The organism is Haloarcula argentinensis DSM 12282, from assembly GCA_000336895.1.
GTDB classification, from domain to species: Archaea; Halobacteriota; Halobacteria; order Halobacteriales; family Haloarculaceae; genus Haloarcula; species Haloarcula argentinensis.
The window spans coordinates 172,298-186,775 of sequence record AOLX01000022.1 but is presented as its reverse complement, the minus strand read 5'-3'; the positions used below and the strand labels follow the sequence as shown (position 1 = coordinate 186,775).

Genomic DNA, 14,478 nt, shown 5'->3' with positions numbered 1-14,478 from the left:
CCCGGCTTCGGGCTTTCGTTCGCCTCAGACAGCCGCCAGCAAGAGCTGGATGGCTTTGGGGAGCATGACACCGACGACGAGCTGGGTCCACATCGTGAACGTCGCCGGGTACTCCTTCGTCCCAGTGACGAACTCGACCTGCTTGCGGTAGCGGCGGTACTCCGACGGCGGGTTCAGCGCGTCGAACGACTGGATGTCCCACGGCGCGTCGACCTGTTCTCTGGCCTGCCGGTCGAGGTCGTAGAGGCGCTCGCGCTTCTGTCGTGCCATGTGCTGGTGGAGGACGTAGATGCCGTAGGCCATGATTCCGACCGAGAGTATCCAGACGGCCGTGAACGCGATGTTGACGGCCAGGCCGGGCGCATCCAGCGCGCTGTAGCCGAGGGCACCGCTGAGGATGTGCGGTCCGTACGTCGCGATCGCGTACGCGACGAGCCCGACCATCAGGTAGTAGTACGCCAGTTTGACCAGTTCACCGATGGGGCGCATCCCGCCGAGCTGTTCCGGATCGAGGTAATCGAGTTCGATGTCCACGGCCGCGATTCGCCGCGGCAGCATCACCTCGACGGCGACATACGTCGCGAGAAACGTCGCCAGAATCGGGACGTATCCGAACGGCGTCACGACGAGAAAACGAAACACCCGCGTCGCGCCTCCCGCGGCGTAGAGCTGTTGAATCGTGAGAATGGCAACAGCGTTGACGAGTGTGAATCCGATGCCGAGCCCGACGAGCAGCCAGACGAGCCAGTCCGGAACGAGTCTGTCGAACCGCTCCGGCTTCTCGACGCGGTCCCCGATATTGCTCCGGGTGAGTGCCCTGTCGTAACGCCGGTACAGCGATTCAGTCCCGAGCGCAGCGCCGAGCAACACCAGCGGCCTGATGAGCCACAGCGGGTTCTGGACGAATGTCAACACCTGGCCCGTCAGAAGGCGATATCCCTGCAGCCCCACCAGCTCCACGGCGATGACGGCGACGGCGAACCACGCGAGCGGTCCCCAAGTGGTCGGTGTCCTGTTTGAGGCGTCGCCGTCCGCGGTCAAGCGACCGACCAGCCTGGCAATCGGGGATCGGCCGGCATGCGGCTGCTGGACTGAATTGTTACCATGTGTCATGCATCTACTGTCATGGTGAACGTTTAATCAAAGTGACGACGAACCCCACCCCGCCCATCTCGTCGAACACCCTATACAGATAGCGGCAGCACTACGGCCGTCGTATGCACATAGCGGACGAGTATTCGACGGCAGGTCACATTGTGTCGGTATGTCCAAACTTCACCCCCGCGGCACCTCTCAATTCGTCTGCCCGTTCTGTGAGCAGACCTTCGACCAGTCGCGAGCGGCGTGTGACAACTGCGACAGCACGGTCGTCGTGTCGCTGGAGAGTCGTTCCGTGTACGACACTATCCTTCCGATGTGTGGGCGGTAGGACAGGCGGGACGTGACTCACTGACTACCTGTCACTGGCACCGACGGGCTTACATATAACCCACCCTCTACCCGAGAGCGTGCGCGTCGAGAACAGTTTCATCGGAACCGACGGCGTCGGAGAGAAGACCGAGCGGTCCATCTGGGAACAGGGTGTCACCCACTGGGACGAGTTCGAACCGGCCGTCGTCGGCGGCCAGCGTGGCGACCGCATCCAGCAATTCATCGACGAAGGGCGCGAACGGATCGCTGAGACCGACGTTACATACTTCGATCACACGTTCCCCAACAGCGAGCGCTGGCGGCTATATGAAACCTTCCGCGAGCGGGCCTGTTTCTTCGACATCGAGACGACTGGACTCGACCAGGACCGCAATCAGGTCACAACGGTAAGCCTCCATCAGGACGGCGAAACACAGACGCTCATCGCCGACGACGACCTGACCACAGAGAACCTTCGAGCCGCGTTCGACGGCGCGGACCTGCTGGTGACGTTTAACGGCAAGCGCTTCGACGTCCCCTTCCTCGAAGCGAACTTCGATGTCGACCTCGACCGCCCGCATCTGGACCTGATGTACACCTGCAAGAAGATCGGACTCTCCGGCGGGCTCAAGCAGGTCGAGCAAGATATCGGTATCGAGCGGGATCGGCCGGACATTTCGGGCCGGGACGCGGTGCGACTCTGGCGGGAACACGAGCAAGGGCGAGACGGTGCACTCGAAACACTGGTGTCGTACAACCGAGAGGACACAGTGAACCTCAAGACGCTGGCCGAGACAGCCACCGAGCGGCTTGATGAACAGATTTTCGTTAGCTGATTCTAGGGACGAGAACCGTCACCACACCCCCATTGTTTCAAGTGGAACTGTGACAGGGGTGGATATCCCTAGAGTGTGAGCGGGAGGATCGCCGAGCTATCGACTCCAGAATGGCGTGTGCCCGTGTCCGAGGACGATAGAAGCCATGTGCCAAGCGACGAGGTCGAGGAACAGCGCCGTATCCTGCCCCGTCCCGACGCCGTAGAGCGAGGGCAGATACACCAACGGCAATATGACCGCTGCCCAGAACGCAAACGGTCGGACACTGGTGAGCGTCACGGTCCAGATCCCGCGAACCGCAAACACGAGCGTATCGAGATATCGACTGAGGTCCGTTGGTCGCAGTCTGTCAGCGTCGCTCTGGTGCGGAAGCGGCGGGCTATCGCTGTTCGATGACCCCACCGTCACTCCCCCTATCTGGCCTCGGTATCATTGGTTGAATCAACAGTATACCGCACCTAATCCGTGGTCGCTACACAGATAGGCGACTGCGCCAGCGTGTCTATGTGTATTCACGTTCTCAGATATTGTCATGTCTGTTCCGAGAGGCATCACACTGGGTTCACGGCGTCCTCACAATCCGGACACGTAGCGAGCATCCGCGGCCAGTCACCGACCATGTCGTACGCGATAACGAGGTTCGCTGCGGGAATCGTCACGTCACAGGCCGGACACTTCCCCAACGGTGGGTCTGCCGTTTCTATGTTACTCTCCCACATACACGGAGCTACACACTCAGGACATATTGTTACCAACCACCTACGGAGTGTGCAGCAGTCTCAGGTGTCGTCGTCGTCCTGCGGCGGCCGCTTCGATAACCGGTCGAACCGGCGCTGGGCCTCGCTCGCCCGATCGGCGGTTTCCTCCGGTTCAGGGCTTACATCCGCGAGCGCCGAGTCCGCAACGGTGATCTCCAGAACCACGTCGGCCGTCCGCGCATTGGCCGGCAGTTCGGCGGCCGCAATGTCGAGAGCGGACAGTCCATCCTCGGTGCGTACTTCCAGCGTGGCGATCCCGTCCTCGATTCGATCGACGATAGCGGTGTAGGTTCCGTCAGGTAGCATCAGTAACTCCGTTCCAGTACGGTCTCGTTGTTGGCATCGATCACGGTCACAGTGTCGCCGCCGTTGTTCCATATCGGACGCTCCGACCCCCAGTAAAGATCGGTGTCCGTGTCGGTACCGCTGCCGGTGTGGAGGGTCACGGTCTCGTCCGGGTCGAGCGTGAATCCGTCGGGGACGGTGTAGGTGTGGTCGGCTTCGTCGCTGACCGTCCAGCCGCCCATGTCCAGCGGCTCCGCGCCCGCGTTCCGGAACACGACGTACTCGTCGTTGAGGTTGTCCCAATCGTCGCCCGCCGCATCGGCGTGGACCCGGTCGATGATCAGGTCGCCACTCGTGTTCTCAGTGGGCGTTCCACCGTCGGTCACGGCTGGCGTGTCGGTCGCGGCCGGCGTATCAGTCCGTGGGGACGAGCGGGGCAGGTAGGTCGCTCGCTGGGTAACCGGTTCGGTCGTACCCGGCTCGATCGGGTCGCCGGATCGCAGTGACAGCGGGTCCGTCGGCGCTGCCCGCTGCGTGCCGACAGTCACGGCGGTCCCGTTGCTGGTCAGGACGGTATCCCCGTGGGTGGCGGTCCAGTACGTCGGAACCGAGCGCGCCGCGAGCCGCTGAAGGGTCTCGTTGTTCGGGTGGCCGTACTGTGAGTCGTAGGCGCTTGATACCACGACCGTCCGGGGGCTGGCGGCGTCCAGCAGCGACCTGCTCGTGCTCGACGCGCTGCCGTGGTGCCCGGCTTTTAGTACAGTGGACCTGAGCGCCGCGCCGTAGGTATCGACGAGATATGCCTCCTGATCGTCCTCCGCATCGCCGGTAAAGAGGAAGCTCGTTTCGCCGTGCTCAATCCGGAGGACGATGCTGTTCTCGTTTCGGGCCCTGTTTTCGAGGTACGGCTCCGGCGGGCCGAGTACGGTCGTCTCGACACCGGAGAACCTGATCCGGTCGCCCTCGCGCGTCTCGTACAGCGTCACGTTGTGGACTTCGACGGCGTCGAGGTATCGCTCGTAGGTCTGCGTGCTCGCGGCGATACCAGGGTCGTAGACCACACCAACACCGTTTTCCTCGGACTCGTAGTGCCTGATGACGGCCGCGTTACCGCCGATGTGGTCGGCATCGTTGTGCGAGACGACGAAGTGGTCGATGCGGTCGATGCCCTGTCGGTCGAGATACTGCAGGACGTACTCGCCGTCGTCGGTGAAGTCCCCAGAGTCGATGAGCATCGTCTCGTTGTCGGGACTGACCAACAGGGTCGCCACCGACTGGCCGACGTTGATGAAGTGGACCTCTAGCGTCCCGTTCGCTGCGTCCGGCGAGGGGGTGTCCGCCGCCGTCCCAGTGGCGGTCGGTTGATCCGCACTGCTGTCCACCCCGTTCGCCACGAAGCCGCCACAGCCAGCGAGTACCAGTAACGCCGCGACTGCTAAGGACTCGACGCTGCGACTCCGTCCCATCTTCCCTACTTACACGCTCAAGCCATTTGGTACCACTTACCAGTTACGTGCCATTGAGAGACGACGGAGCTATTTTCGAGAAGGAGCGACGCTCAGTAGTTCGTGGCCTCAGGCGTCTGCGGCGAGTCCGTCGGCCGCAGCAGGTGGACGCGGCCGGCAAGAAACCCCAACAGAAGGCCGGTAAAGTGTGCGATAAGCGCGACACCAGGGTTCGCGGTGGCAAGCGTGATCACGGCGGCGACGACGCCGGCGAGAACCAGCTGGACGCGCGGCGCGAGTTCGAACCCGCCGATGACGGTGTCGGTCAGACGGTTGGCGGCAAGCAGATACCCGAAAAGGGAAAACACCGCGCCGCTGGCTCCGAGCACGGAGACGTGGCTGACCATTCCAGGCACGAACGGGCCGACGAGGCTGGCTATCGAAACCTGCGAAACCCCGGCAAGTGCGCCGGTCGAGATGAAGAAGGCGTGGAACCGGAGCGGCGACGTCTGGCGCTCGAGGACGACGCCAGCGAGCGCCAGCCCGATGGCGTTTGCGAGGAGGTGGGGCAGGCCAGCATGTGCGTACACGTTGGTGACGAGCGTCCAGGGGCGACTGAACAGCGGCGGGGAGAGGGCGAACAGGCTCCGCGAGGCAGTCACCACGCCGACGGCCTGCTGTGCGAGGAACACAGCACCGATGACGGCCAGCGTGACCACGGTCGGGCTTTGTCGCAACGGCTTCATCGTGCCGATATTGTCGCCCTCGATACAAGAAACGCTCGGACACCCCGAACCGTTGCAGAACGCATACGTGGCAGCGTGGCGTTGCGTCGCATATGTCCGAACTGACCAACGCCCTCACCGCGGCGTTCGCCGACGAGACCGACGACGAAATCGCACAGGCAGCCGCCGAGAACATCGCCGACTTTTCCGAGGAGTACGACGAGGACCTGACAAGCGACCGCATCACCGACCTGCTCGCGGCCGCGCCCTACGACGGATTTCAGCGCCGGTTCAACTGGCTCGTCGGCGAACTCGCCGCCGAGAACGAGGACTGCACCGACTCCCGAGCGTTCCGTATAGACGGGTTCGGCGAACTTGCCGCCGACCCGGACATCGGGACCTGAATGGGCGTATGCCCGGCGGAACCTATACGCTGGTACTTGAACGGGACACCAGCGGACCGATTACGGTCGGCGCGCTTGGTGAAATCACGTTCCCGGCAGGCTGGTACGCCTACACCGGGAGCGCGCTGGGTAGCGGCGGCTTCGGCCGTATCGACCGCCACCGCGCGGTCGCCGCCGGCGATAACGACACCCGGCACTGGCACATCGACTACCTGCTCGGCGACGCAGCGACGACCGTCGACCGGGTTGTCACGACTGAGGCTGACATCGAATGCGCTGTCGCCAAGCGGATCGACGGGCCGACAGCGGCGGGGTTCGAGGGTATCGACGCCTTCGGCTGCTCGGACTGTGACTGTCGCTCACACCTGATACACCACGAACAGCGGGAGAAACTGGTCGGTGCGGTGACCGATGCCCACGAGGCTGCCCGAGAGGGGACAGCAGCCGCGACCGAGTAGTCAGGAGATGTGAATCGCGGGCTTGTTCGGTCGGGCTTTGGCCGCGAGGTCGTCGTCGGGTGCGGCCCGCCGGACGACGACGTCACAGCCGAACTCGTCTTCGAACAGCCACGCGGCCTGCTGGAGTGTGTCGAGTTCGCGCTCGCCGGCGATAATCGGTTCGAGTCCTGCCCCGCGGTCGGCCAGTCGGTCGGCGAACTCGGCGGCTGTATCACCGTGCTGCTTGATTTCTTCGTCAGCCATGATCTCGCCGACGATGGCGTCGTCAGGGTCCGACTCGCGGGCGATCTCGTAGGCCCGGTACTTCCAGTCGGCGGCGACGACGAGTTCGATCTCGTTCGGTTCGTCGATGTCGACGACCTCCGTGATCTCGCGCACGTCGTCGAGCGTCCGCCGGACGACCTGCCGCTCAATGCGATAGTCATCCACGTCCCGGAGCGGCTCCGGCCACCGGCTCTCGGCGACGAGGCCATCCTCGTCGAGCAGTTGCCACATCTCCTCGGCGAGGAACGGCGCGATAGGTGCGACTAAGCCGGCGAGCACCCGCAGACCCCGGCCGTAGGCGAACTGGTAGGGTTGGTCGTAGCCCGCATAACGCCCCAGTAGCCGGGCGAAGCGCTGTATCTCGCCGATGACGCGATGGAAGCGAAAGCGGTCGTACTCCTCGGTGACAGCCGCGATTGTCCGGTCGATTTCCCGCTCCAAGTACGCGTCGTGATCGGTGCTCTCGGTCCGTGTCTCCGTTCGGTCGGTGTATTCCGTGACAAGGCGATACAGCGTCTGCTGGAAGTCGTAGGCTGTCGAGACATCCTTCACGGTCCACTCGAAGTCCTGCGAGGGGTGGGCCGCCGAGAGGACGAACAGCCGCGTCGTCTCGGCCCCGTACTCGTGGGGCGCGATATCGTTGCCTTTCGATTTGGACATCTTCTCGCCGCTGTGAAGCACCGTCCCCTGATTGATGAGCCGCTCGACCGGTTCTTCCCGGTCCAGCAGACCGATGTCCGACAAGGCACGGGTGAAGAAGCGTATATAAAGGAGGTGGAGGACGGCGTGTTCCTCGCCGCCGACGTACACGTCCACCGGGAGCCACTCGTCGGCGGTCGCCTGATCGAAGGGCGCTGATTCGAAGTGCGGCGACAGGTAGCGCAGGAAGTACCACGAGGAATCCACGAAGGTGTCCATCGTGTCCGTTTCGCGGACGGCGTCGGCCCCACAGTCAGGACAGGTTGTCTGCTTCCACTCGTCGGCCGCATCGAGGGGATTGCCGGTCGTCTGGACGTAGTCGGGCAGTTCCACCGGGAGCTCTTCCTCGGGAACCGGGACGTGACCGCAGTCGTCGCAGTGGACAATGGGGATCGGCGTCCCCCAGTAGCGCTGCCGCGAGATGAGCCAGTCCCGCAGGCGGTAGGTCACCGCGGATTCGGCGGCCTCGTGCTCGCGCAGGCGCTCGCGGGCGGCGGAACTGGCGAGGCCGTCGTACTCGCCGCTGTCCGTGAGCATCCCGTCGCCGGTGTAGGGTGCGTGTGGCAGGTCCGTTCCGCTGCCGTCGACCGGTTCGACAGCCTGCTCGACGGGCAGGTCGTGTTCGTCGGCGAAGGCGTGGTCCTGTTCGTTGTGGGCCGGCACGCCCATCACCGCGCCCGTGCCCACGTCGTCCAGAACGTACGCGGCAACGTACACCGGCAGTTCCTCGCCGGTGTACGGGTGGGTCGCGGTGAGGTCCGTCTCGATTCCGCTCATCCCGGCATCGTCAGTATTCGCCACTGACTCCACGTACTCGGCGATATCATCGTCCTCGTCGGCCAGTGTTCGCGCGAGGTCGTGGCCCGGCGACAGCGCCAGATACGTCGCACCGTACACCGTGTCGAGTCGCGTCGTGAACGCCTCGACGACGTCGTGGTCGTCGTAGCCGATCGTAAACGAGACGCGAGCGCCCTCTTGTCGACCGATCCAGTTTCGCTGGCTGTCCCGAACGCCGTCGGGCCACTCCTCCAGGTCGTCCAGCCCGTGATACAGCTCCTCGGCGTAGTCGGTGATGGCCAAAAACCACTGGTCGAGGTCGCGCTGCTCGACAGCTGTTCCACAGCGCCAGCAGACGCCGCCGCCGTGGGTATGGCTATGGCCGGTGTTGGCGGTCGTCTCGGCTTCGTCGGCCTCCGGCGGCGTTTCGACCTGTGCGTCAGCAAGCACTGTCTCACAGTCAGGACACCAGTTCACCGTCGCCGCGCCGTAGTCGACCAGTCCCTCGTCGTAGAACTGGGTGAACAGCCACTGGTTCCACTGATAGTATTCGGGGTCACAGGTGGTGATTTCCCGGGACCAGTCGTACCCAAAGCCCATCTCCCGGAGGTCGTCTTTCATCTGGTCGATACACGTCCGGGTCCAAGACTCGGGGTCCGTGTCCCGCTCGTAGGCCGCGTTCTCCGCCGGCAGGCCGAAGGCGTCCCAGCCCATCGGGTGGAGCACATCGTCGCCAGCCATCCGCCGATATCGGGCATACGCATCAGTGATGGCGTAGTTCCGGATGTGTCCCATGTGCAACGAGCCGGAGGTATAGGGGAACATCCCCAGCACGTACGTCGGATCGTCGGCGTCAGTGGGGCATTCGAAGACTCCGTCTCGCTCCCAGGCCTGCTGCCAGTACTCTTGAACCCGGGCGTGGTCATATCGGCGCGACATTTGCTACCTCGTCCTGTGCTTGCCGCGCACATGAGTGTTCGGCTAGGGAGGTCGGCTGGTCCCGATTGGACTGCTCCTGTTCGCATTCGATCAAGTGCTGCGGGCAGAAACAAGTCCAGAGAAAGTTGTTCCTAGTTCATTCCTCGCCGGACTCGTAGTGCTCGCCGGCGGCTTCGGGCAGTCGGGTCTTGCCCACCAGCGCGAGCACGACGATGACGGCGACGAACGGAATCGTCTGGACCAGCGAATCGGGGACGGCGATGACATCGGCCGTCTGGAGACGCAGCTGGACGGCATCAAGGCCGGCAAACAGCGTGGTCGACAGCAACGCGCCGACCGGGTTGTAGTTGCCGAACAGGTAGGCGACGATGGCGATGAACCCCTTTCCGTTGACCATCGTCGGCCCGTTGCCGGTGAACTGGCCGATGTTGATCGCCAGCGCGGCCCCGCCCATCCCCGAGAGGACGCCGGAGAGGAGCACGGCGGCGTAGCGGACGCGGGACACGTCAACGCCGGCGGTGTCCAGCGCCTTCGGGTTCTCGCCGGCGGCCCGGACCCAGCGGCCGAAGGTGGTGCGGTTCAGCACGTACCACGACGCCGCCACGGCGAGGAACATGATGTACACCGCGGGCGAGGCGTCGAACAGCGCGCCGAAGAACGGGATGTCGGCCAGCGCCGGGACTGTTATCGTATCGAAGGTGCCGACGTTACTGGTGTTTGGCCCGCCGTAGAACACCTGTGAGGCGAACGGCGCGAGGCCGAGCGCGATGAGCCAGACGGCCAGACCGGCGATGATCTGGTCGGCGCGGAACTCGATACAGACGACGGCGAACACGGCAGCGAGCAGCGTCGACGCGACGATGCCGATGAGGAACCCGAGCCACAGCGAACCGGTGGCGTCGGCTCCGAAGATAGCTGCGAAGGCCGAGATGATGAGCAGGCCCTCGAGTCCGATGTTGATGATGCCGCTTTTTTCGGCAAAGATGCCACCCAGCGCGGCCAGCACGATCGGGACCGAGAGCCGCAGCGTCGAGGACAGCGTCGATTTCGAGGCCAGCACCCAGAATATCTGTCCGGGGGTCGATGCCGGTGCGAGAAGTCCGAATCCGGCAAGGACGGCCAGTGTGAGAAACGCCGCGGCGGCGATGAACAGCCGGCCTGACGCCGATAAGAGTCGATCCATAGCGCTGTCGTTAGTCATCAGCACCACCTCCCGCGGTCGCGGCGGCCGGACTGTCCGGCTCGCGTGCTGCGAGCCGCCGGCCGATGATACGGAAGAACTCCGGCATCGCGACGAACAGAATGATCAGGCCACGGAGGACGCCGACCAGCTGTGGCGGCACGTTGGTCGCGAACGCCACCACGTTCGAGCCGGACTTGAGGACGCCAAAGAGCAGCGCGGCGAAGACAGCCCCGATCGGGTTGTTGCCGGCGAGGATGGAGACGGTGATCCCGTCGAAGCCGTAGCTCGGAATGCCAGTCTGGAACTTCCCGAGCGTCATCATCACGAACACGGCCCCGCCGATACCGCCGAGCGCGCCCGACAGCGTCAGCGACTTCAGGATGGTCCGGGCTGAGTCGACACCGCCGTACTCCGCGGCCGCGGGCTGGATACCGGCGGTCCGCAGGTCGTAGCCGAAGGCCGTGTGTTCGAGCAAGTAGTAGACGCCGCCGACGAACACGAGCGCAATCAGGAGTGCGAGCAGGGAGAAGTCCGTCCGCGGGTCGAACAGTATCGAGGGGAACTGCCCCTCAACGGGCAGTGTTCGGGTCTGTGTCGCCTGGCTCGTCGGGTCAGCGAAGTGGTTTCGGACGAGATACAGCGTTACCCGAACAGCGACAAAGTTGAGCATGATAGTTGTAATGACCTCATTCGCGTCGGCGTAGGCTTTCAACGCACCGGGTATCGCACCGTAGAGGCCGCCGCCGATCGCGCCAGCGAGCAGCCCGAGCGGAATAAACAGGACGAGTGCGATCGTCCCAGAGACTAGCGAGCCGGCCCATAGCACCGTCAATGCGGCCGCCAGCGCACCGATGATGAGCTGGCCCTGTGTCCCAATGTTGAAGATGCCAGCACGGAACGCTAAGGCTACCGAAAGCCCGGTAAACACCAGTATCGTCGTCTCGCGTAGCGTCGCCGCGAACTGCGCGTTCAGCGGCGACCAGCCGCCGGCGAATGGATCGCCCAGCGCGCCGAGGAACAGCCGGTTAAACACGTAGAACGGGTCGTAACACAGCGTTGTGGAACCGAAAGTGAGTACCGGTGACCGACACGTCGCCATCAGTCCCGCGGCGGTGACGATGACCGTTCCGACGACGATAGAGAGCAACAGCGCCGAGACGGCGATGAGAATCCGCTCGCCGACCGAGGTCTGACCCAGTCTGATGAGTCGCTGTCGATACTGTGACCACCGGTCGTCCGAGTCCGGTGCCGGCGGATCGTCGCCGTTCCGCGACGGGTCGCTATCGCTCATTGGTGGCCCTCCCCGTCCGCCGCAATGGTCGGGACGGCGTCAGGTTGCTGCCCGGCCATCAGCAGTCCGAGCTGTTCCTCGGTCACGCGCTCGGGGTCGACGATGTCGACGATCTCGCCCTCGTAGACGACAGCGAGACGGTCCGAGAGCGACTGGACCTCGTCGAGGTTCGAGGAGATGAGCAACACGGCCCGGCCCGCTTCGCGGAGCGCGTTGATCTGATCGTGGATGAACTCCATCGACCCGACGTCCACGCCGCGGGTGGGGTGGGAGGCGACGACGAGACGCGGGTCCCGGGCGAACTCCCGGCCGACGACGAACTTCTGCTGGTTCCCCCCGGAGAGGGACTTGGCGTGGGCGTCGGCATCCGGCGGCCGAACGTCGTACTCTTCGATTATCTCTTCCGCGTGGTCGCGCGTGTGGTTCCAGTCGATACGCCCCTTCGAGGTGTAGTCGGCCGCGTGCTGGCTCCCCAGCAGGCCGTTCTCGACGAGGTCGAAGTCCATCACCAGTCCCCGCTCCTGTCGGTCTTCCGGGATGTAGGCCAGCCCGGCCTCGATGCGTTCCCGGCGGCTGTCGGTGGTCCGGTCGACATCGTCGTACGTGATCGTTCCCTCGTCAGGCATCTGGAGCCCGGTGATTGCCTCGACCAGTTCCGACTGTCCGTTCCCATCGACGCCAGCGATGCCGAGTACCTCGCCGGCCCGGACCTCGAGCGAAATCCCGTCGACCGCACGGACGCCCCGGTCGTCCTCCACGACGAGATCCTCGACGTCGAGGATAGATCGGCCCGGCTCGGCTGGGTCCCGGTCGAGGTCCAGTAGTACCTCCCGACCGACCATCATCTCGGCCAGTTCTTCCCGAGTGATGTCGTCGGCTGGCACCGTCCCGACGTTTTTCCCCTCGCGCAGGACCGTGATTTCGTCGGCAGCTTCCATCGCCTCGCCGAGCTTGTGCGTGATGAAGATAATCGTCTTGCCCTGGTCGGTCAGCTCTTCGAGGACGCGAAAGAGGTCCTCGACTTCCTGTGGCGTGAGCACTGCTGTCGGTTCGTCCAGAATCAGGACATCCGCGCCGCGGTAGAGCGCTTTGAGGATCTCGACTCGCTGCTGGACGCCGACACCGACGTCTTCGATGCGGGCGTCGGGGTCCACGTCGAACCCGTACCGCTCGGACAGTTCACGGACCTGTTTGCGGGACTGTTCGCTGTCGACTGTGAGTCCAAGCCACTTGCGGGGCTCGTTCCCAAGCGTGATGTTTTCGGTGACGGTCATCGGATCGACCAGCATGAAGTGCTGGTGGATCATACCGACACCCTCGTCGATGGCGTCGCGCGGCGAGTCGAACTGCTGTGTCTCGCCGTGCACGTTGACCGTCCCCTCGGTGGGCTGGTAGAGCCCGTAGAGGACGTTCATCAGGGTGGTTTTGCCCGCACCGTTCTCGCCGAGCAGTGCGTGAACCGTCCCCTTCTCGACCGCCAGATCGACGTCGTCATTCGCGACTACCCCCGGAAACCGCTTTGTAATACCATCGAGGTGGACGGCCTGTTCCATACTCTGAGCCGTTACCGTCCCGGTGTTTTAACTTCACGGTTCCACATGTCTGGCAAAAATATGCGGCAACTGCGTGTGTGGTCGCGGTGACTCAGACGGATTGTTGATATTATTTTCGGATAGTTCCGACCGCGGGGGCGGAACAGACGGCAAATCGCTCTAACAACCGGTCTCAGACGTTGTCAGGGTCAGTCGGCACGCTGATGTCGCCGTCGATGATGCTCTGGCGGATCTCGGACACCTCGTCTTTGACGCCCTGTGGGATCTCCGAGCCAAGCTGCTGGCCGTACACCGCTTCAACACCGTTCTGTTCGAGGCCGAGCGTGTTCACAGCACCGCCCTCGAAGTTGTCGTTGACGACCGATTCGACCGACGTGTACACCGCGTTGTCGACGCGTTTGACCATACTCGCGAGGATGACATCGCTGAAGTCCGATTTCGTGACCGACTGGTCGCGGTCGACGCCGACTGCGAAGCGCTCCGCCTCCTGAGCCGCACGGAACACGCCAGTCCCGGTGTTACCGGCCGCGTGGTAGACGATATCCGCACCCGATTCGTACATCGAGAGGGCCGCCTCCTGCCCTCCGGAGGGATCGTTGAAGTCGCCAACGTAGGCTGTCTGGACATCAACGTCTTCCTCCGCGTGCTTGACGCCAGCTTTGTAGCCGGCTTCGAAGCGGCCGATGAGGTCGCCCTCGACGCCGCCGACGAAGCCGACGCTCGTGGAGTCACTTTGCGTGGAGCCGGTGCCAGCCGAGAAGTCCTGACTGGTCAGCTTCGCGGCCATCAATCCAATGAGGAACGAGCCCTGATGCTCACCGAACACGTAGGAGCCGACGTTGTCCGCCTCGACGACGGAGTCAACGATCATGAAGTCCTGCTCGGGGTATTGGCTGGCGGTCTCCGTGAGGGCGTCCGCCTGCAGGAAGCCGATACAACAGACGAGGTCGTAGTCCGGGTTCGAGGACTGCGCGTACTGCTGTTGGAGGCTGCCGAAGTCCTGTACTGCTTCCGGCTGAGACTCGTCGTATTCGATGTTTAGCTCGTCCGCTGATCGGATAGCGCCGGTCTGGGCCTGGTCGTTGAACGACCCGTCACCGAGTCCGCCCGTCGCGTACACCATTCCGACACGGGCGGCCGGACCGCTGTCGCCGTCGCCACCATCGCTGTCGGTGTCCCCACCGTCACCGCCGCTGCCATCGCCGCCATCGCCACCGAGGCATCCAGCTAACCCGATTGCAGTTGCGGTACCAACACTACTGATGAACGTGCGTCTGCGCTGTGACATGTCCCACCAGCGGTGTCGATAGGCGTTAAAGACTTCGGTGTCGCACATTCGCCACATCGGCGACAAATCACGGCAAGGCGGGCCGATCGACTTTCGATACCGACGCCGCGGGCATTTTATGTACTGGGTGTGAACGGCTGGCAATGACAGTCTGGTCGCGTTC

General features: G+C 63.7%; 15 protein-coding genes. 4 read left to right on the top strand and 11 right to left on the bottom strand.

What is annotated here, in order from left to right; all coding sequences use genetic code 11:
* Positions 1-24 precede the first annotated feature (24 nt).
* Positions 25-1,113 carry a hypothetical protein gene (locus C443_RS12840; RefSeq protein WP_152423040.1) on the bottom strand — a complete coding sequence of 363 codons (1,089 nt, stop codon included), beginning with the start codon at positions 1,111-1,113 and terminating at the stop codon, positions 25-27.
* Positions 1,114-1,264: 151 nt separating this feature from the next.
* Here C443_RS12840 and C443_RS21480 point away from each other — a divergent pair, with 151 nt between their 5' ends.
* Entirely contained in the window at positions 1,265-1,429 is a 165-nt protein-coding gene (locus C443_RS21480; protein ID WP_160163353.1) for a hypothetical protein, read from the top strand.
* A 79-nt stretch (positions 1,430-1,508) separates the two neighbouring features.
* On the top strand, positions 1,509-2,246 hold the full coding sequence (locus tag C443_RS12835) for a ribonuclease H-like domain-containing protein (protein ID WP_005536866.1): 738 nt from the start codon (positions 1,509-1,511) through the stop codon (positions 2,244-2,246).
* A gap of 96 nt (positions 2,247-2,342) precedes the next feature.
* On the opposite strand, the gene C443_RS12830 is transcribed toward C443_RS12835, so the two are convergent.
* The 5 genes from C443_RS12830 to C443_RS12815 form a co-directional block, all read right to left on the bottom strand.
* Positions 2,343-2,648: a hypothetical protein gene (locus tag C443_RS12830; protein WP_311241322.1), complete on the bottom strand. Its 306-nt coding sequence runs from the start codon at positions 2,646-2,648 to the stop codon at positions 2,343-2,345.
* 149 nt (positions 2,649-2,797) lie between these two features.
* Positions 2,798-2,965 carry a DUF7837 family putative zinc-binding protein gene (locus C443_RS21755; RefSeq protein ID WP_005536864.1) on the bottom strand — a complete coding sequence of 56 codons (168 nt, stop codon included), beginning with the start codon at positions 2,963-2,965 and terminating at the stop codon, positions 2,798-2,800.
* A gap of 60 nt (positions 2,966-3,025) precedes the next feature.
* Positions 3,026-3,310 (bottom strand): DUF3006 domain-containing protein, encoded by a 285-nt coding sequence (locus C443_RS12825; protein ID WP_005536863.1) that lies wholly within the window; start codon positions 3,308-3,310, stop codon positions 3,026-3,028.
* Positions 3,310-4,755 carry a lamin tail domain-containing protein gene (locus tag C443_RS12820; protein WP_005536862.1) on the bottom strand — a complete coding sequence of 482 codons (1,446 nt, stop codon included), beginning with the start codon at positions 4,753-4,755 and terminating at the stop codon, positions 3,310-3,312. Before C443_RS12820 ends, C443_RS12825 begins: the two co-directional genes overlap by 1 nt.
* A gap of 92 nt (positions 4,756-4,847) precedes the next feature.
* Complete coding sequence (locus C443_RS12815) at positions 4,848-5,480, bottom strand: rhomboid family intramembrane serine protease (protein WP_005536861.1); 633 nt, start codon at positions 5,478-5,480, stop codon at positions 4,848-4,850.
* 92 nt (positions 5,481-5,572) lie between these two features.
* On the opposite strand from C443_RS12815, the gene C443_RS12810 reads away from it, so the two are divergent.
* Positions 5,573-5,863, top strand: a complete 291-nt coding sequence (locus tag C443_RS12810; protein WP_005536860.1) for a hypothetical protein — start codon at positions 5,573-5,575, stop codon at positions 5,861-5,863.
* A gap of 8 nt (positions 5,864-5,871) precedes the next feature.
* Positions 5,872-6,321 (top strand): GIY-YIG nuclease family protein, encoded by a 450-nt coding sequence (locus tag C443_RS12805; RefSeq protein ID WP_005536858.1) that lies wholly within the window; start codon positions 5,872-5,874, stop codon positions 6,319-6,321.
* Here the strand turns inward: C443_RS12805 and leuS are convergent, their stop codons facing one another.
* The 5 genes from leuS to C443_RS12780 all read right to left on the bottom strand — a co-directional run bounded on the left by leuS (position 6,322) and on the right by C443_RS12780 (position 14,363).
* Positions 6,322-9,000, bottom strand: coding sequence for a leucine--tRNA ligase (gene leuS, locus C443_RS12800; RefSeq protein WP_005536856.1), 2,679 nt, complete (start codon positions 8,998-9,000; stop codon positions 6,322-6,324). It lies immediately after the preceding gene.
* A gap of 136 nt (positions 9,001-9,136) precedes the next feature.
* The gene (locus tag C443_RS12795) at positions 9,137-10,183 is read right to left on the bottom strand and encodes an ABC transporter permease (protein ID WP_005536855.1); all 1,047 of its coding nucleotides are present in this window, start codon (positions 10,181-10,183) and stop codon (positions 9,137-9,139) included.
* A gap of 10 nt (positions 10,184-10,193) precedes the next feature.
* A complete protein-coding gene (locus C443_RS12790; RefSeq protein ID WP_005536853.1) occupies positions 10,194-11,474 on the bottom strand; it encodes an ABC transporter permease in 1,281 nt (426 codons plus the stop codon).
* Positions 11,471-13,027, bottom strand: a complete 1,557-nt coding sequence (locus C443_RS12785; RefSeq protein ID WP_005536851.1) for an ABC transporter ATP-binding protein — start codon at positions 13,025-13,027, stop codon at positions 11,471-11,473. The genes C443_RS12790 and C443_RS12785 overlap by 4 nt, the downstream gene beginning before the upstream one ends.
* A 172-nt stretch (positions 13,028-13,199) precedes the next feature.
* The gene (locus C443_RS12780; RefSeq protein ID WP_005536850.1) at positions 13,200-14,363 is read right to left on the bottom strand and encodes a BMP family lipoprotein; all 1,164 of its coding nucleotides are present in this window, start codon (positions 14,361-14,363) and stop codon (positions 13,200-13,202) included.
* Positions 14,364-14,478: the final 115 nt, after the last annotated feature.